Origin of the sequence: Kineosporia succinea, assembly GCF_030811555.1 — a bacterium.
In the GTDB taxonomy this organism is placed as follows: Bacteria; Actinomycetota; Actinomycetes; order Actinomycetales; family Kineosporiaceae; genus Kineosporia; species Kineosporia succinea.
Window position 1 is genome coordinate 4,803,508 of the sequence record NZ_JAUSQZ010000001.1, and the last position, 15,719, is coordinate 4,819,226.

Here is a 15,719-nt window from a genome sequence, read left to right on the forward strand (position 1 = left end):
TCCGGATCGGTCAGCCGCGCTGTGACGAACGTTTCACGTAACGGCTGTACATGAGTTCTCGCAGGACGTCGTCCCCACCCTCCACGATGGAGACGTGGCGGATGTCGCGCAGGCACCGCTGCACCGGATGACTCTCGGTGTACCCCAGCCCGCCGAAACCCTCGGAGGCCGTGGACACCAGGCGCCAGCCGGTCTGTCCGCAGTGCATTTTCGCCATGATGGCAGACTTGATCACGCCGTGCCGGTAGAACGCGGCGGCCGGGGCCGATGATGCGGCGAGAGCGTCGTAGTCGGACGCGGCGCGCTGGCACACGCTCTTCATGCTCTCCAGATCGGCCTCCAGCTGGCCCATCCGGGCGGCGAACACCGGGTGCTGCAGCAGCGGGCGCCCGGCCACCTCCTTGGCCCGGGCGTAGTCCATGCCCAGATCCCGCACCCGCCGGGCGATCCCGACGGCGATGGCCGACATCAGGATCCGGCTGCCGTTCAGCCCGACCTCGAGCACCCGCAACCCGTTGCCGCGCAGCGAGTAGATGGCCGGCACCGAGCAGTTCTCCAGCGTGGCCGGGGAGGTCGCGGTGCCCTGGAGGCCGGACATGCGCCAGCGCGGGCCGATGGTGAGGCCCGGGGTGCCGGCCGGGACCAGCACCACCGCGAACTCCTTGTCGTTCGTCTCGTTCCGGGCCAGCACCAGGTAGTAGCGGGCGGCCGCGAGGTTGGTCGAGAACGCCTTGCTGCCGTTGAGCACGATCCGCTCGCCCTGACGGCGGAAGGTCGTCTCGGTGCGCGCCAGCTCGCTGCCGGCGCCGGTCTCGCTGCCCAGCGTGGCGCAGAACGAGCCGTCCCGGGCCATCTCGGTCAGGAACGACTCGGCCACCAGCGGGTTGCCGTACAGCTCGAGCATCCGGGAGCCGAGGATCGACAGTGCCGCGGTGAACGCGAATCCCGGGCAGTGATAGGCCAGTTCGGCGACCGGTTCGAGCGACTCGCCCAGCGTCAGGCCGCGTCCGCCGTAGCGCGTGGGCAGCCACCAGTTGGCCAGCCCGGCGGCGGTGAAGCGCTGCCACAGCGGGTGTGCCTCGTCGTAGACGGTGTCCCCGTCGGCCGGTGGGGCCCAGGCCAGGTCGCCGGCGCAGAAGTCCTGGAACCGGCCGGGTTCGGGGGCCAGCGCGCGCGGTGCGACGGTGGCGGTCATCGGGGCACCCCGGCGGGCACGAACTGGTTCACGAGGTCGACCACGTCGCCGGCGGTGACCACGTCGCCCAGACGGTCGTTGGGCACCGCCACCCGGTACTTGCGTTCCAGGAAGACGAGCAGGTCCATCATGCTCAGGGAGTCCATGCCGAGGTCGTCCTCGAGCCGCACCCCGGCCTGCGGGGTCACCGTGCCGAGGTCGAGATCGAGCTGGTCGGAGAGCTGTTCGAGATCGGCGAACAAGGCGGGCAGGGTGAGCGTCACGGGTTGACCTCTTCCGTCGTGGGGTGGACTTGCCGGTGTGGTGCCGGGTGCGGTGCCAGGTGTGGTGCCGGGTGTGGTTTCAGGTGCGGCCAGGTGACGACCGTGGCGCCCCAGCTCGCGCCCGCGCCGAAGGCGGTGAGAAGGAGCCGTTCCCGGCCGGTGAGAGTGCCGGCCGCGTGGGCCCGGCTCAGCGCCATCGGGATCGACGCGGCGGCGGTGTTGCCGATGTCGGTGAGGTCCACCACCGACCGTTCCCCGGGAATGCCGAGTTCCCGCGCGACCTCTTGCAGGATGCGCACGTTCGCCTGGTGGGCCACGAGCCGGTCGACGTCGTGCGCGGCCAGCCCCCGGGCGGCCAGGGCGAGCCGGCACGACGCGGCCATCTCGGCGACGGCGTGCCGGTAGGTGGCGCGGCCGTTCATCCGCAGGTACGCGTCGTGCGGGTCGTCCGGGTCGGGAACGGGACGCAGGCTGCCCCCGGCCCGCACGTGGGCGAGTTCCCAGAGCGAGCCGTCGGAACTCAGGTGCACCGCGCCGATCGCCCCCGGCTCGTCCGGGGTGCCGGCGCGCAGCACCATCGCCGCGGCGCCGTCACCGAAGATGGGAGCCGTGCCGCGGTCGTCCGGATACACGATGGTGGAGTATTTCTCGGCGCCGATCAGCAGCACGCCGCGCGCGGCACCGGTGGCGACCAGGCCGGAGGCCACACTCATCCCGGCCAGGAACCCGGTGCAGGCCGAGTTCAGGTCGAACGAGGTGACGCGGCCCAGCCCCAGCCGGTCGGCCACGACCGGCGCGGTGGCCGGGCACTTCCGGTCGGGCGTGGTGGTGGCCACGACGACCGTGTCGACGGACGCACCGGTGTGCTGCAGCGCGTGCCGCCCGGCCTCGACGGCCAGGTCGGAGGTGGCCTGCCCGGGTTCGGCGCGGGCGCGGCCGAGAATGCCGGTACGGGTGCGGATCCACTCGTCGCTGGTGTCCATCCGCAACGCCAGTTCGTCGTTGCTCTCGCGGCGCCCGGGCAGGTAGTGCCCGATCGCCTCGATCACCGCGGCTGCGGTCATCGTCCCTCCCCGAGTCGAAAGCGGTTCCTGGTGGTGATTCTGCCGGGGCGCCGGGTGCCCCCGGCAGGGGAAGGCGATACCACTTTCGGGCAACCGGCCGGTTCCAAAGATCGAAAGCCTGTTGCGGACAGCCTTGCGCGGCCTACGGTTCCGGCAACCGAACACCGTTGACCGTCCTGCTGGAGGACTCCTGTGAGCACCGAAGACCTGTATCGGACCGTGCGCCGGATCGTCGTGGAGGAACTGGAGATCGAGCCGGAGGAGCTGGACGAGGCGGCCCGCTTCGAGGACGACTACGACGCCGACTCGCTGGCCCTGCTGGCCATGGTGGCCCGCTTCGAGAACGAGGCCGGCATCCTGGTGCCGAACGAGCGCATCGCCGAGATGTCCACCTTCGGGCAGGTTCTCGCCGTGATCGGCACCCTGGGCGTGCCCGCGCATGCCTGAACCTCTCCGTCGGGTGGCCGTGACCGGGCTCGGCGTGGTGAGCAGCCTCGGTATCGGGGTGCGGGACTTCACCGCGTCGGTCCGGGCCGGGCGCAGCGGCGTGTCCCCGATCTCGAGTTTCGACGCCTCCCGCTACGAGGCCCGGAACGCCGGTGAGGTGAGGGATTTCGAGCCCGGCCGGATCCTGCGGACCCTGCGGCCGCACGAGTGGGGACGCAGCGCCCAGTTCGCGGCCGCGGCGGCCCGGCTGGCGGTCGGGGACTCGGGCATCGATCCCGAGCGGCTGAGCGCGGGCACGACGGGGTCGGGCGTGGGCACGGCCAGTGGGGAACCGAGCCTGCAGTACGAGATGGCGCAGCGCTGGTCGCTCTCGGGCGGGCCGGGGATGAGCGGGCGCCAGGTGCGGGCCGCGGGGGCCGGGCAGCTGGCGGCCGCGGTCAGCACCGAACTCGGGCTGCACGGTGAGGCCCTCACGTTCGGCACGGCCTGCTCGGCCAGCAACTACGCGCTGGGCTACGGTTTCGACCTGATCCGGACCGGGCAGGCCGACTTCTTCCTGGCCGGGGGTGCCGACTCGGTCAGCCGCACCACGCACCACGGGTTCTCGATGATGGGCATCGTGTCGGAGGTCGAGCGCCCGTTCGACCTCGACCGCTCGGGCATCGTGCCGGCCGAGGGCGGCGTGAGCCTGCTGCTGGAACCGCTGGACCACGCCGTGGCCCGCGGGGCGCGGATCTACGCCGAGGTGCTGGGCTACGGCCTGAGCTGCGACGCCGCGCACATGGTGCACCCGGACGTCTCCTCGATCGCCCGCTGCTACCGCAACGCGCACGCCAGTGCCGGGGTGCGTCCGGAGCAGGTCGACTACGTGTGCGCGCACGGCACCGGCACGATCGCCAGTGACGAGGCCGAGATCCTGGCGCTGCGGGAGGTTTTCGGCGATGCTCCGCCGCCGGTCAGTTCGATCAAGTCGATGCTCGGGCACACCATGGGCGCCTCGAGCGGCCTGGGGTCGGTGATCTGCTGCATGGCGATCCACCAGGGTTTCGTGCCGCCGACCGCGACGCTCGAGAAGGTCGATCCGGCGCTCGGCGAGGGCCTGGACCTGCCGACGGGCACGGCCCGCCCGGCCCGGGTGGACATCGCGCAGAACCACGGGCTGGCCTTCGGCGGCAACAACGCCGTCGTCGTTCTGGGGAGGGTGCGATGACGACGGTGATCTCCGGCTGCGGGGTGGTGTCGCCCGCGGGCACCGGCCTGACGGCGCTGGCCGACCTGATCGCTTCCGGGGAACCGGGGCACGCGGTGCCCTTCGCCCCCGACGCCGGGCAGCTGCCCGACGTGGCGATCCGTACGGTCGGTGACCTGCGGGTGGCCGACCACGTGGGGCGTAAGGGCACGCGACGGCTCGACCGGATGGTCGGCTTCGGCCTGGTCGCGGCCCGGCTCGCGGCGGACGCGGCCCCCGGCGGCGTCGGGGCCGATCAGGTGGGTGTGGTGGTGGGCACGAGTACGGGCAGCGTGCGCTCGATCGTCGAGCTCTCGGCCGCGGCGGGCGGGGAGGCGGCGTACGTCCCGTCGCGGTTCCCGAACGCGGTGATGAACTCGTGCGCCGGGCAGATCGCGGTCCGGAACGGCTACCGGGCCGTGAACGCGACCCTGGCCACCGGGCACGCGTCCTCACCCGCCGCGTTGCGCTGGGGACTGAACGCGTTGCGCACCGGGCAGGCCGACCGGGTGCTGGCGGGCGGGGTCGAGGAGCTGAGTCCGCACCTGCTGTGGGGCTGGCGGGCCTCGGGCACGCTGGAACCCGGGGCGGTGCTCGGCGAGGGCTGCGCGCTGCTGGTGCTCGAGCGGCACCCGGACGGTGAATCCGGGGGCTCCGGGACGGTTCTGGCCGAGGTGACCGCCGCGGAGGTGGGGTTCGCACCGTCGGTGCGCACGTCGTCCACCATCGGCCTCACCGACGCCCTGAGCCGTTGCGCCGAACGGGCTCTTCGGGGGATCGACCCGATGCGGGTGGGCCTGGTGTCGCTGGGCGCGGGATCGCAGCTCGGCACTCGCTCGGCCGAGCTCGAGGCGGTTCGCCGGGTGCTCGGCGAGGCCTCGTCGCCCCAGCTCATCCGGGTGTCGGACGTGATCGGCGACTGCTACAGCGCCTCGGGTGCGATGCAGGTGGCGGCGGTGCTGGCGATTTGGGGACGCGTCGGTGAGGCATCGCTCCCGGTGGCCCCTTTCGCGCTGGTCACCTCGGTGGGGCTGGACGGAAACGTGGGGGCGGTCCTGCTGCGCCGTCCGGCCTGACGGCTATTCTGCCGGGATGCGGATCGGTGAACTGGCCCGGCTGTCCGGGGTCCCGGTGCCGAGCATCAAGTACTACCTGCGCGAGGGCATGCTGCCCGTGGGGGAGCGGATCAGCGCGAACCAGGTGCGGTACACCGATGCCCACGTGCGCCGGGTCCGGCTGATCCGGGCCCTGCTCGAGGTCGGGGGACTCTCGATCGCCGCCACCCGCGAGATCCTCGGCGCGGTCGACACCCCGGGCGGCGACCTGCACAGCATGCTCGGCGTCGCGCAGAGCGCGGTCAGCCGCGAGGTGGGTGACAACACCTCCGAGGCCGACCGCCGGCTGGCCGAGGACGAAGTGGCCAAGCTGGCCGAGCGGCACGGCTGGGGTGACGTGGCGGCCAAGCGCGGCAACCCGGGCTGGCGGCAGCTGGTGCAGATCGTGGCCACCTACCGGGGTCTGGAGCAGCACGAACTGCTCGGCCTGCTCGACCGTTACGCGCAGGCGGCGGCCCTGCTGGCCGAGGCCGAGCTGGGCGTCATCGCGAGCCTGGGCGACACCGACGAGAAGGTCGAGGGTGTCGTGCTGGGCACGCTGCTGGGCGACGCGGCGATGGCCGCGATGCGCCGGATCGCGCAGGAAGCCGTCTCCGCCCGCCCCTAGGGGCAGTCACCCGATCGGGCGGGAGCCGCCTTCCGGGCTGTACTGATAGCGCTACTATCGATAGCGGTGCTGCCCGAGGTGGCGGCGCCGTCCACCGGATCATTGAGATCGACCGAGACCGGGAGGCTGGAATGTCCGACAAGAGCCGAGGTGTGGTCTGGGCACTCCTGGCCGCGTCGCTGCCCATGTTCATGGGTTCGCTCGACAACCTGGTCGTGACCACGGCCCTGTCCACGATCGCCGACGACTTCAGCACCTCGGAGTCGCAGCTGCAGTGGGTCGTCAACGGCTACACGCTGCCCTTCGCCGGTGCCCTGCTGGCCGGGGCGGTGCTCGGCGACCGCATCGGCCGCCGTCGTGTGTTTCTCTGGGGCATCGTCATTTTCACGGTCAGCTCGGCGTTGTGCGCGATGTCGACGTCGGTCGGCTGGCTGGTGGCCGGGCGCGTCGTGCAGGGGGCGGGCGCGGGCCTGATCCTGCCGGTCTCGCTCACCCTGGCCGTGGCCGCCGTGCGTCGTGAGCAGCGCAACCTGGCCGTGGGGGTCTGGGGGGCGGTCAACGGCATCGGCATCGCGATCGGGCCCCTGGCCGGAGGGCTGGTCATCTCCGGTCTCGACTGGCACTGGATCTTCTGGCTGAACGTGCCGATCGGCCTGCTCGCGGTGCCGCTGGTGCTCTGGGCCATCGACGAGAGTCACGGCGAGGAGCAGGAACTCAACGTCGCCAGCCTGGTGACGGTCGTCGGGGCGGTGGTCGTGGCGGTGTGGGGCATCGTGCACGCCGCCGACAACGGCTGGGGCCCGGCCTCGGTCTATCTGGCCGCCGCGGTGCTGCTGTTCGTGGCCTTCGGGGTGCGCGAGTCCAGGTCGCCGCGGCCGCTGATCCCGCCGCGGATGTACCGCCAGCCGGCCTTCATGGTCAGCAACGTCGTGGCCTTCGCGATGTACTTCGGGGTCTTCGGCTCGATCTTCTTCCTGGCCCAGTTCCTGCAGGGGCCGCTGGGCAGCTCGCCGCTCGAGGCCGGGGTGCGCACGCTGCCCTGGACGGCGGCGCCGATGGTGGTCGTGCCGATCACCACGGCGCTGGTCGACCGGTTCGGTGGTGGGGTGCTGCAGGCGATCGGCATGTTCCTGCAGGCCGCGGCCCTGGGCTGGATCGCGCTCATCGCGTCGCCCGACCTGACCTACGGGCGCATGCTGCCCGCGATGATCCTGGCCGGTGTCGGTATGGGCATGGTCTTCGCCGCCAACCCGGCCACGGTCATCGGCTCGGTGCGCGACTCCGACCACAACAAGGCCTCCGGGGTGAACAACACCGTGCGCGAGTTCGGCGGGGCGCTCGGCGTCGCCGTGCTCACCACCGTGTTCGTGCACGCCACCACCGATTTCGCCGAGGCCGGGCGGGGTGACGCGGCCGAGGCCTTCGTCGCCGGCCTGGAACCGGCCCTGTGGTGGGGCGTCGTCGTGGTGACGATCGGCGGCGTGCTGGGCCTCCTGATCCGGCGCCCGGCGGCGGAGTTCGCCGATGCGCCGGCTGCGCCAGCTGCGCCGGTTGCGGTGTCCGGCGTGGAGTCCTCGCCGGTGCCCGGTGTGGTGCCGGTACGCGGAGCGGCACCGGGCGGCGTGCGGCCGTGACGGCGCGCCCGAGCCCGCCCCGCTCGCCGATGCCGCCGCACTCGCCGATGCCGCCCCGCTCGCCGACGCCACCACAGTCGCCGACGCCGCCCCGCTCGCCGATGCCGTCTGGTTCGCTGACGTCGTCGGGTTCGGCGGTGCCGTGCGGTTCACCGACGCCGTCTGGCTTCCCGGCCCTGTCCGGCATCCAGGCCGGGGCTGGCCGGTCCGAGACGGCCGTGCGATCCGGCCGGACGCCCCGGCCCCGAACCCAGCTCGAACCGTTGGTGTCGGGGCGGTTCCTGACCGTGCTCAGGAACCGCCCCGACACGGCGACACCCACGATGCGCCTCTATCTGCTGCACCACGCGGGCGGTTCGCACACCACGTTCCGGCCCTGGCTGGAACACTTTCCGCCGGACTGGGAGATCTGCCTCGTGGTCGCGCCGGGACGGTCCAAGGCGGCGACACCCGACCTGGTGCGTGAAATGGCGCCGCTGGGAGCTGAACTCGCGGGGCACCTGCTGTCGCAACACGCCGGGCCGGGTCGGGCGGCAAGTGCCCAACCCGGGGGAGGCGCCGTATCCGGGGGAATTGCCGTACCCGGGGGAGCTTCCGCACCTGGGGGAAGCGTCGGACCCGTGGTAGGTGGCCGACTCGTGGGAAGCGCCGCACTCGTGGGAAGCGCCGTACCCGGGGGAAGCGCCGCACCTGTGGGAGGCGCCGCACCCGTGGTAAGTGGCCGACTCGTGGGAAGCGCCGCGCCTGGGGGAAGCGCCGCGCCTGGGGGAAGCGCCGCGCCTGGGGGAAGCGCCGCGCCTGGGGGAAGCGCCGCGCCTGGGGGAAGCGCCGCGCCTGGGGGAAGCGCCGCGCCCGGGGGAAGCGCCGGACCCGGCGGAAGCGCCGCACCTGTGGGAGGCGCCGGACCCGTGGTAGGTGGCCGACTCGTGGGAAGCGCTGGCCCCGGAGGAAGCGCCGGACCCGGGAAAAGCGCCGCACCTGTGGGAAGCGCCGGACCCCTGGTAGGTGGCCGACTCGTGGGAAGCACCGCACTCGTGGGAAGCACCGCACTCGTGGGAAGCGCTGCACCCGGGGTGAGCGTCCAACCCGGGGGGAGCTCCGATGATGTGTCGGGCTCCGGCACCGTGTCGAGGCCCGGTAGCAGGTCGAGCCCTGGCGTTGTGTCGAGCCCCAGTGGTGTGCCCGACTCGAGCACCGTGCCGAGCCTCAGTGACCTGCCGAGTTCTCAGTCCGTGCTCACTTCTCGCGCCGGGCCGAGTTCTCACCTAGCGGCCAGCCTCGAGTCGGCAGGACGACAGGAGGCGGACGACGCCGATCGGCCCGTCCCCTATGCGCTTTTCGGGCACAGCATGGGCGCGCTCATGGCCTTCGACGCGGTCACCCGGCTGCAGAGCGCAGACGGCCCACTGCCCGCCTGGATCGGCGTCTCGGCGCACCCGGGCCCGCATCACTCGATCACTCGCGACGCTCCACCACTGTACTCGTTACCAGCCGGTGAATTACGCCGCGCTCTGCACCGGATGGGCGGTCTGCCCGCACGCGTCCTGGAAGACCATCTGCTCTGGCGTCGCGTGGAACCCATTGTCCGGGCTGATCTTCAGGCGGCCGAGACCTGGCGTCCGGCAACGAGTCCCGCCGTGCTCCGGTGTGCGCTCGCCGCGTACTGCGGCAGTGACGACCCGATCGCCGATCCCTCCCAGGCCGCGAACTGGGCCCGGCACACGGAGCGGTTCGCCGGGGTGCAGGCCTTTCCGGGTGGTCACTTCTATTTCCAGGACGCACCCGACCGGCCGGGGCAACCCGAGGAGCCGAGCGTGGTCGAGCGCCTCGTCGCCAGCATCGTCGACCACGTCGGGCGGGCCCGGGTGGTCCCAGGCTCCACGGCACACGGCGGAGACCTCACTGTCACCGCTACCAGGGGATCTGCTTGATGCCGCATGTATCTTTCGGGGTATCCACGTCTCGATTGATCACGGCGCGGCTCTGGTAGAAGAACCCGTCCTCATCATCCGAATGTGGTTCTGGCGCAGAGCATGCGGGCAGCCCGGATCGGATCGGATCGGACGGAGTGCGGGGTCGGGGGAGCCGTGACCGACCGGTCAGGAGTTCCGGCGCAGGCGGAGGAACCGCCGTGGGGGAGGCAGCAGTCGTCATGGTCATGGGGTTCTCGGACAGATCGGCGACGGAGATCCTGGCACCCGGGCACGAACCCGCGGTGGGCCCGGATGAACACGAACACGAGAACCGGCACGAACACGAGAACCGGCACGAACACGAGAACCGGCACGAACACCAGCACGAGCATCTGCCGGTGATGCGGGTGATCGAGGTCTGCTCGTCGCGGCTCCTGCGGGCGGGCAGTCCCCTGACCGGCGACGTGATGGTCTGGAAGTCGTTCAGCCGTCTGGTGGCCCCGGTCGTGGCCGACTGCGTCCGCAGCATCCGGTCCGGGAGGGTGTACGTCGCCCCCGACGCCGGGCGCACCGTCGCCGGCCTCGGGCCCCGGATGGCCGACAGCGGTATCGACGTGGCCGACGCGGTGCGGGCCGGGGCGGTGCTGTGCGAGAGCATCGCCGAGGTCCTGGAGAACACCCCGCTGGCCCCCGAGCTGGCCCGGGTCGCCCTGCGCTCGGCGCAGACCGGCGTCGCCGACCGCGCCCACGTCCTCATCACCTCCTACCTGGGCCGCCTGGCCGAACGTCAGCAGGACTGGCGCCTGGCCGACCGCCGTCACCTGGCCCGCGAACTGCACGACTTCGTCGGCGCGAACGTCAGCCTGGCCCAGCGTCACCTGGAACTGCACCGGCTCTACCGGGAGCGGGAGCACCCGGCGGCCGAACACGAACTGGCCGCGGCCCAGGAGGTGCTGCACGAGGTGCTCGACGGCACCCGCCGGCTGCTGCGTGACCTGCGCGCCCAGCCCGCCGTCGCCGACCTGCGCCAGGCCCTGGAGGCGTTCGTCGCCGCCACCGCCCCCTCCGCCCGGGTGGACGTGCAGGTCAGCGGCTGCCAGTCGTACCTCGGCCCGGCCGAGCACGACGAGATCCACCTGATCTGCCGGGAGGGTCTGCGCAACGCGATCACCCACGGCCACGCCACCCAGGTGCGGGTGCGCATCGTCATCGGCCCCGACGAGGTCTCGGCCCTCGTCGACGACGACGGCATCGGCTTCGACCCGGGCCGCTCCCGCACCGGCGGCCACGGACTCACCGGGATGCGCGAGCGTGCCGAACTGCTGGGGGGCACCTTCGAACTGGCCAGCACCCCCGGCCGCGGCACCCGCACCCGTGTCACCATCCCTCTGCACGGGAACGAGGACAGACCATGAACGGCATCCTGATCGTCGACGACCACCGCCTGCTGCGCGAGACGATGCGCGAGATCCTCCAGCTGGAGGGACTTCCCGTGGTCGGCGACACCGGCGACGGCACCAGTGCCGTGGCCCTGGCCCGGCAGACCCAGCCCTCCGTCGTGCTCCTCGACGTCGAGATGCCGGGCCACTTCCCGGTCGAGACCGTGCGCCGGCTGCGGCACGTGGCCCCGCGCTCGCGGGTGATCGTGCTGACCATGCACGACGACCAGCAGCTGATCCGCCAGATGCTGCAGGCCGGCGTCGCGGCCTACCTGCACAAGAGCGTGAGCCGGGCCAACCTGGTCGGCGCGATCCGCTCGGCCGCGCACGAGAACGAGCCACAGGTGACGGTCACGATCTCACGGCCGGTCGCGGTGGGCGTCAGCGACGCCGACGGCGGTGACAGCGGCCCGCTCTCGCAGCGGGAACTGGAGGTGCTCACCCTGGTGGGGCAGGCCCTCAGCAACCGGCAGATCGCCAGCCGCCTGTCGATCACCGAGGGCACCGTGAAACGGCACATGCGTAACGTCTTCCGCAAGCTCGGGGCCAGCTCACGTCTGGACGCGGTGAACCGGGGTATCGCGGCCGACCTGATCCCGGCGGCCCGGTCGGGCCGCACCTGGCGCCCGGCCGCAGCCTTCAGCTGACCACCCATGACGAGGGGCGCCCGGCTCATCAGCCGGGCGCCCCTCGTCACCACCGGACGTCAGGACACGAGCGAAGCGGCAGCCGCCGCCGGGTCCGGGTGACTCGGGCTGAACGCACCGATCTGCCGCAGCAGCGTCAGCTCGTCGCGGGCCCCCCAGTGCTCCACCACCTTGCCCGCGCTGACCCGGTAGACGTGCAGGTGCTGCACCCGCACCTCCCGCCCGGTGGGGGCGACCCCGAGGAAGTCACCGGTGTGCACCCCGCTGAAGGTCACCCGCACGGTGAACTTGTCGTCGGCGAAGAACAGGTCCTCGGGCGTCCACGAGGCCTGCGAGAACGCCGAGTGCATGTACCGGGCCGTGGCCAGGTACCCCTCCGGTCCACCCCCGACCCCGGGCGAGGCCTCGTGGTCGACGAAGTCGGCGGCGATGTAACGGTGTGCCAGGACCTGGTCGAGGCTCCCGAAGGCCCGGCCCACCCCGATCGCGATCTGCACGACCTCCGGCAGTGCGGTGATCTGCTCCGGTGTCAGCTGTCCGGCGTCTGCAACTGGCATGTCTTCTCCCCTGAAAGTGGTTGTCACTGTCCCATTCCCGCGCCGCCGGTGACCGGAAGCGTGGCCCCGGTGACGTACCCCGCGTCGTCCCCGCACAGGAAACGCACGACGGCGGCGACCTCACCGGGCTCACCGGCCCGGCCCAGCACCGTCTCCCCGACCAGCGCCGTCCAGCGCTTCTCGCTGACGGCGGTGGACATCTCGGTCCTGATCAGGCCCGGCGTCACCACGTTGGCGGTGATGTGACGGCGCCCGAACTCCTTGGCCACCGACCGGGCGAACCCGATCAGCCCGGCCTTCGACGCGCCGTAGTTCGTCTGCCCCGGCGCCCCGGACAGACCGGTGATCGAGGAGACGTAGACCAGCCGGCCCCAGCGCGCGAGCACCATGTCGTTCAGCACCGCCCGGGTCATCCGCACGGCACCGAGCAGGTTGGTGTCGAGCACGGCGGCGAAGTCGTCGTCACTCATGCGCATCAGCAGCGAGTCGCGGGTGATCCCGGCGTTGGAGACCAGCACCTGCACCGCGCCCTGCTGAATCCGCACGGCCTCGACCGCCTCCCGGACCGAGGCGTCGTCGGTGACGTCGCACCGCACCCCGAACAGCCCGTCGGGCGGCTCACCGGTGCGGTAGGTGACGGCGACCTTGTCACCGGCGTCCGCCAGGGCCCGCGCGACGGCCAGCCCGATACCCCGGTTCCCGCCGGTGACCAGAACCGAGCGGCTCATACCGCCACCTCCTGAACGGCCTCGACCGGCGGCGACGCCAGCAGCGCGTCGAGCTCGATGACCGCCTGGTCGGCGCTACGGAACTGGATCGCCGACCATCCCGCCGCCAGCGCCCCGGCACAGTTGCGTTCCAGGTCGTCGACGAGCACGCACTGACCCGGCGGCAGCCCGGCCCGGCGCGCCGCCAATGCGAAGATCGCCGGGTCGGGCTTGCGGGCACCGACCTCGAAAGACAGCACCACGTCGTCGAACATCGCCTCCACGGGCAGCATCCGGCGCCAGTGCTCGTCCCAGGCCGGCACCATGTTCGACAGCACACCGACGAAGTGCCCGGCCGCCCGGGCGCCCCGCAGGCGTTCCGCCCAGCGGTGATTGGTCTCGCGCCGGTCGAACCAGATCGGCCCGAGCGAGTCCGGCGAATCGATCACCACCCCCTGAGCCCGCAGCACGGCACCGATCTGCGCCAGCCACTCGCGCTCGCCGACCAGCGGCGTGTCGAGCGGCTCCATGAAATCCTGGGTGCCGTAACGGCTGCTGACGGTGCTGACCGCACTCATCAGCACCTGCGGATCCACCTTCAGCCGAGCACAGAAGGCGCCCCAGGTCTGGTGCATCGCCGGTGTCAGCACACCGCCGAAGTCGGTCCACACCGCCCGGCGGTAGGGAACGGTGGTCGGGCTCTCGCTCATGGGAACTCCACGGTGGTGAGGGTGACGGTGATCTCGGCGACGAGCTCGCCGTCCTGTTCGAAAAGACAGGGCACCTCGACATGACGGGGCGCCCCGGCGGGCCCGGGCCTCGATGCGCCCGTGGGAGCGGTCACCGTGACGGGTGCGTCCAGTTCGGCGAACCGGTGGAAGACCGCGCGGAAACCGGCCGCATGCAAACATTCCCGGTGCCCGGCCAGGGCGATCTGCCGGGCGGCCTCGGTGAGGGTCATCGCCGGCAGGTGGTCGTAGGCGTGGTCGAACAGCCCGCGGTTGCCCGGGTGAGGCGTGACCCGGGCGCCGATCAGGCCGTCGCGCTCCACGGGGTCGGTCAGCACCACGTTGTGCGGGTGCAGGCGTCCGACCCGAAGTGGGGACGCCTGGCCCGACGGATCGGGGACGTCCAGATCGCGGGTGGAGGGCGGTTCGGAACCGCGCTGCACCCGGCGCAGTGCCGCGTGCTGGCTGCCGCGCACGAACGTCACGTCCATGGTGTGCCGGCCGATCTCGACGTCACCCAGGAAGACGTTCTGCTCCACACCCCCGTTGCGCACCCGCCCCGATCGGCGCGGTTCCCCGAGATAGCGCGTGGACAGGGTCAGATCGAGCGGATCGCCGTCCAGCCGCAGCAGTTCCGGCCGGCCGACGGTGATCTCGAACCGGTTCACCAGCATCGACTCACCCACCGGGATCCCGGTGACCACGTGCGCCCCGCCGATCGCGGCCTGGCGGCACGCCTCGAGCACCAGCAGCACGTCGGCCAGAGGCACGTCCTGACAGTGATCGCTGTAATACGAGTGCGAACAGGGCAACTGGACGCCCACCCGGCACAACCGGTCGGTGACGGCCCGCACGTCGGTGACGAAGACCTCGGAGACGGCCGCCCGGTGGATCATCTGCCGGTCCACGGTGCGGGAGAAGAGCAACGGCTGGTCGGTCAGTGCCTCTGGAGATGCCTCTGCCTGCATGTCATCACGAAAACACCGGTGCCGCAGGCCCGGCAATCCGTCCTTGGAGGCATCGCCACCCCCTAGAGCACATGCCGAACCGCTGCGCCGCGGGCAGAACGGGCACTACGGTCGGGTCAGCCTCGGAATCCCTCCGAGCCTGTCGAAAGGGGCACCCATGCCGGAAAATTCGCTGTCCCGGCGGTCGGTTCTCGCGCGTGCCGCCGCCGGTGCCGCCGCCTCCGCCCTCGCCGTGCCGCTCGCGACGGCCCCCGCCCGGGCGACCTCGGCACCGGTGGCTCCGGGGCTGTCCGGGAAGCACCGGATTCCGGACGAGTTCACCGTCACCGCGCCCGAACTGTACCCCGAGGGCATCGCCTGGGACCCGACCCGTTCGGCGTTCCTGGTCGGCTCGGCGCGCTTCGGTTCGGTCTCGGTGGTGACCACCCGCGGAAAAGTGACCGAACTCGTCGCCCCGCTCGCCGCCGCGTCCACCCTCGGCATCCGGGTCGACGCCGCCCGCAACCGGGCGCTGGTGGCCTACAGCGATTTCTGGGTGCGCCAGCAGATCGACACCGGGCTGCCGCCGGTCTCGGCCGTGGCCGTGTTCGCGCTCGACACCGGCAAGGTGCTGCGCCGGGTGGACGTCGATCCGGGCGGCGCCCGCACGTTCGCCAACGACCTCACCCTCGACGACGACGGCAACGCGTACGTGACCAACTCGGTGACCACCCGGATCATGAAAGTCACCCCCCGGGGCCGGATCTCGACGCTCCTCGACGACCCGCGGTTCGAGGCGGCGGTGGTCGGGGCCAACGGCATCGTGTACGACCCGCGCGGCTACCTGCTGGTGGCCCGCTACGACACCGGCGTGCTGTACCGGATCCCGCTGGAGCGCCCGCGGCGCATGCGGGAGGTCGAGCTCGAGAAGCCGCTGATCGGGACCGACGGCATGATCCTGACCGACTCCGGCGACCTGGTGGTCGTCACCAACGCGATCGGCGAGGCCGTCGGCGTCGGTGGAGGAGTGGATGCCGTCACCGTCCTGTCCAGTCACGACCGCTGGCGCAGCGCGAAGGTGAAGCGCCAGGTGTCACCGTGGCCGGTCGCCGGCCCGACGACGGTGACGATGACGCCGCGCGGGGCCTACGTGCTCAGTGGACGGGTCGGCACGCTGCTGAGCGGCAGTGGGGTGGGGCAGGACTTCACCGTCCGCCGGCTCTGACCC

The 15,719-nt window shown here is 71.9% G+C and carries 16 protein-coding genes; 9 read left to right on the top strand and 7 right to left on the bottom strand.

All coding sequences use genetic code 11. The features are described from left to right. Nucleotides 1–10 precede the first annotated feature (10 nt). From J2S57_RS20870 to J2S57_RS20880, 3 genes are read right to left on the bottom strand one after another with little or no spacing between them, the layout of a single operon-like run. Nucleotides 11–1,195 carry an acyl-CoA dehydrogenase family protein gene (locus tag J2S57_RS20870; RefSeq protein WP_307245575.1) on the bottom strand — a complete coding sequence of 395 codons (1,185 nt, stop codon included), beginning with the start codon at nucleotides 1,193–1,195 and terminating at the stop codon, nucleotides 11–13. Beyond that, complete coding sequence (locus tag J2S57_RS20875; protein WP_307245578.1) at nucleotides 1,192–1,458, bottom strand: acyl carrier protein; 267 nt, start codon at nucleotides 1,456–1,458, stop codon at nucleotides 1,192–1,194. The genes J2S57_RS20870 and J2S57_RS20875 overlap by 4 nt, the downstream gene beginning before the upstream one ends. Next, on the bottom strand, nucleotides 1,455–2,522 hold the full coding sequence (locus tag J2S57_RS20880; RefSeq protein ID WP_307245580.1) for a beta-ketoacyl-ACP synthase 3: 1,068 nt from the start codon (nucleotides 2,520–2,522) through the stop codon (nucleotides 1,455–1,457). Before J2S57_RS20880 ends, J2S57_RS20875 begins: the two co-directional genes overlap by 4 nt. A gap of 192 nt (nucleotides 2,523–2,714) precedes the next feature. On the opposite strand from J2S57_RS20880, the gene J2S57_RS20885 reads away from it, so the two are divergent. From J2S57_RS20885 to J2S57_RS20920, 8 genes are all read left to right on the top strand, one after another. Beyond that, nucleotides 2,715–2,969: an acyl carrier protein gene (locus tag J2S57_RS20885; RefSeq protein WP_307245582.1), complete on the top strand. Its 255-nt coding sequence runs from the start codon at nucleotides 2,715–2,717 to the stop codon at nucleotides 2,967–2,969. Then, the gene (locus J2S57_RS20890) at nucleotides 2,962–4,179 is read left to right on the top strand and encodes a beta-ketoacyl-[acyl-carrier-protein] synthase family protein (RefSeq protein WP_307245584.1); all 1,218 of its coding nucleotides are present in this window, start codon (nucleotides 2,962–2,964) and stop codon (nucleotides 4,177–4,179) included. Before J2S57_RS20885 ends, J2S57_RS20890 begins: the two co-directional genes overlap by 8 nt. Continuing rightward, the gene (locus tag J2S57_RS20895) at nucleotides 4,176–5,273 is read left to right on the top strand and encodes a beta-ketoacyl synthase N-terminal-like domain-containing protein (RefSeq protein WP_307245587.1); all 1,098 of its coding nucleotides are present in this window, start codon (nucleotides 4,176–4,178) and stop codon (nucleotides 5,271–5,273) included. Before J2S57_RS20890 ends, J2S57_RS20895 begins: the two co-directional genes overlap by 4 nt. 16 nt (nucleotides 5,274–5,289) lie before the next feature. After that, nucleotides 5,290–5,919: a MerR family transcriptional regulator gene (locus J2S57_RS20900; RefSeq protein WP_307245589.1), complete on the top strand. Its 630-nt coding sequence runs from the start codon at nucleotides 5,290–5,292 to the stop codon at nucleotides 5,917–5,919. A 131-nt stretch (nucleotides 5,920–6,050) separates the two neighbouring features. Continuing rightward, nucleotides 6,051–7,553 (top strand): MFS transporter, encoded by a 1,503-nt coding sequence (locus J2S57_RS20905; protein WP_307245591.1) that lies wholly within the window; start codon nucleotides 6,051–6,053, stop codon nucleotides 7,551–7,553. Between the two features lie 323 nt (nucleotides 7,554–7,876). Continuing rightward, nucleotides 7,877–9,484 (top strand): thioesterase domain-containing protein, encoded by a 1,608-nt coding sequence (locus J2S57_RS20910; protein WP_370882491.1) that lies wholly within the window; start codon nucleotides 7,877–7,879, stop codon nucleotides 9,482–9,484. Nucleotides 9,485–9,684: 200 nt separating this feature from the next. After that, nucleotides 9,685–10,881 (top strand): sensor histidine kinase, encoded by a 1,197-nt coding sequence (locus tag J2S57_RS20915; RefSeq protein ID WP_307245593.1) that lies wholly within the window; start codon nucleotides 9,685–9,687, stop codon nucleotides 10,879–10,881. Further along, nucleotides 10,878–11,552, top strand: a complete 675-nt coding sequence (locus J2S57_RS20920; RefSeq protein ID WP_307245595.1) for a response regulator — start codon at nucleotides 10,878–10,880, stop codon at nucleotides 11,550–11,552. The genes J2S57_RS20915 and J2S57_RS20920 overlap by 4 nt, the downstream gene beginning before the upstream one ends. A 59-nt stretch (nucleotides 11,553–11,611) precedes the next feature. Here the strand turns inward: J2S57_RS20920 and J2S57_RS20925 are convergent, their stop codons facing one another. From J2S57_RS20925 to J2S57_RS20940, 4 genes are read right to left on the bottom strand one after another with little or no spacing between them, the layout of a single operon-like run. After that, nucleotides 11,612–12,109, bottom strand: a complete 498-nt coding sequence (locus tag J2S57_RS20925; protein WP_307245596.1) for an ester cyclase — start codon at nucleotides 12,107–12,109, stop codon at nucleotides 11,612–11,614. 23 nt (nucleotides 12,110–12,132) lie between these two features. Next, nucleotides 12,133–12,837, bottom strand: a complete 705-nt coding sequence (locus J2S57_RS20930) for an SDR family oxidoreductase (RefSeq protein ID WP_307245598.1) — start codon at nucleotides 12,835–12,837, stop codon at nucleotides 12,133–12,135. Next, nucleotides 12,834–13,526, bottom strand: coding sequence for an HAD family hydrolase (locus J2S57_RS20935; protein WP_307245600.1), 693 nt, complete (start codon nucleotides 13,524–13,526; stop codon nucleotides 12,834–12,836). Before J2S57_RS20935 ends, J2S57_RS20930 begins: the two co-directional genes overlap by 4 nt. Continuing rightward, on the bottom strand, nucleotides 13,523–14,512 hold the full coding sequence (locus J2S57_RS20940; RefSeq protein ID WP_307245602.1) for an AfsA-related hotdog domain-containing protein: 990 nt from the start codon (nucleotides 14,510–14,512) through the stop codon (nucleotides 13,523–13,525). The genes J2S57_RS20935 and J2S57_RS20940 overlap by 4 nt, the downstream gene beginning before the upstream one ends. Nucleotides 14,513–14,669: 157 nt before the next feature. Here J2S57_RS20940 and J2S57_RS20945 point away from each other — a divergent pair, with 157 nt between their 5' ends. Continuing rightward, nucleotides 14,670–15,716 (top strand): hypothetical protein, encoded by a 1,047-nt coding sequence (locus J2S57_RS20945; protein ID WP_307245605.1) that lies wholly within the window; start codon nucleotides 14,670–14,672, stop codon nucleotides 15,714–15,716. Nucleotides 15,717–15,719 lie beyond the last annotated feature (3 nt).

What these genes read in the sequence shown, in the direction of transcription:
- J2S57_RS20870 (WP_307245575.1), bottom strand. Translation starts at nt 1,195, where the DNA reads ATGACCGCCACCGTCGCACCGCGCGCGCTGGCCCCCGAACCCGGCCGG.
- J2S57_RS20880 (WP_307245580.1), bottom strand. Translation starts at nt 2,522, where the DNA reads ATGACCGCAGCCGCGGTGATCGAGGCGATCGGGCACTACCTGCCCGGG.
- J2S57_RS20890 (WP_307245584.1), top strand. Translation starts at nt 2,962, where the DNA reads ATGCCTGAACCTCTCCGTCGGGTGGCCGTGACCGGGCTCGGCGTGGTG.
- J2S57_RS20895 (WP_307245587.1), top strand. Translation starts at nt 4,176, where the DNA reads ATGACGACGGTGATCTCCGGCTGCGGGGTGGTGTCGCCCGCGGGCACC.
- J2S57_RS20900 (WP_307245589.1), top strand. Translation starts at nt 5,290, where the DNA reads ATGCGGATCGGTGAACTGGCCCGGCTGTCCGGGGTCCCGGTGCCGAGC.
- J2S57_RS20905 (WP_307245591.1), top strand. Translation starts at nt 6,051, where the DNA reads ATGTCCGACAAGAGCCGAGGTGTGGTCTGGGCACTCCTGGCCGCGTCG.
- J2S57_RS20910 (WP_370882491.1), top strand. Translation starts at nt 7,877, where the DNA reads ATGCGCCTCTATCTGCTGCACCACGCGGGCGGTTCGCACACCACGTTC.
- J2S57_RS20920 (WP_307245595.1), top strand. Translation starts at nt 10,878, where the DNA reads ATGAACGGCATCCTGATCGTCGACGACCACCGCCTGCTGCGCGAGACG.
- J2S57_RS20925 (WP_307245596.1), bottom strand. Translation starts at nt 12,109, where the DNA reads ATGCCAGTTGCAGACGCCGGACAGCTGACACCGGAGCAGATCACCGCA.
- J2S57_RS20930 (WP_307245598.1), bottom strand. Translation starts at nt 12,837, where the DNA reads ATGAGCCGCTCGGTTCTGGTCACCGGCGGGAACCGGGGTATCGGGCTG.
- J2S57_RS20935 (WP_307245600.1), bottom strand. Translation starts at nt 13,526, where the DNA reads ATGAGCGAGAGCCCGACCACCGTTCCCTACCGCCGGGCGGTGTGGACC.
- J2S57_RS20940 (WP_307245602.1), bottom strand. Translation starts at nt 14,512, where the DNA reads ATGCAGGCAGAGGCATCTCCAGAGGCACTGACCGACCAGCCGTTGCTC.
- J2S57_RS20945 (WP_307245605.1), top strand. Translation starts at nt 14,670, where the DNA reads ATGCCGGAAAATTCGCTGTCCCGGCGGTCGGTTCTCGCGCGTGCCGCC.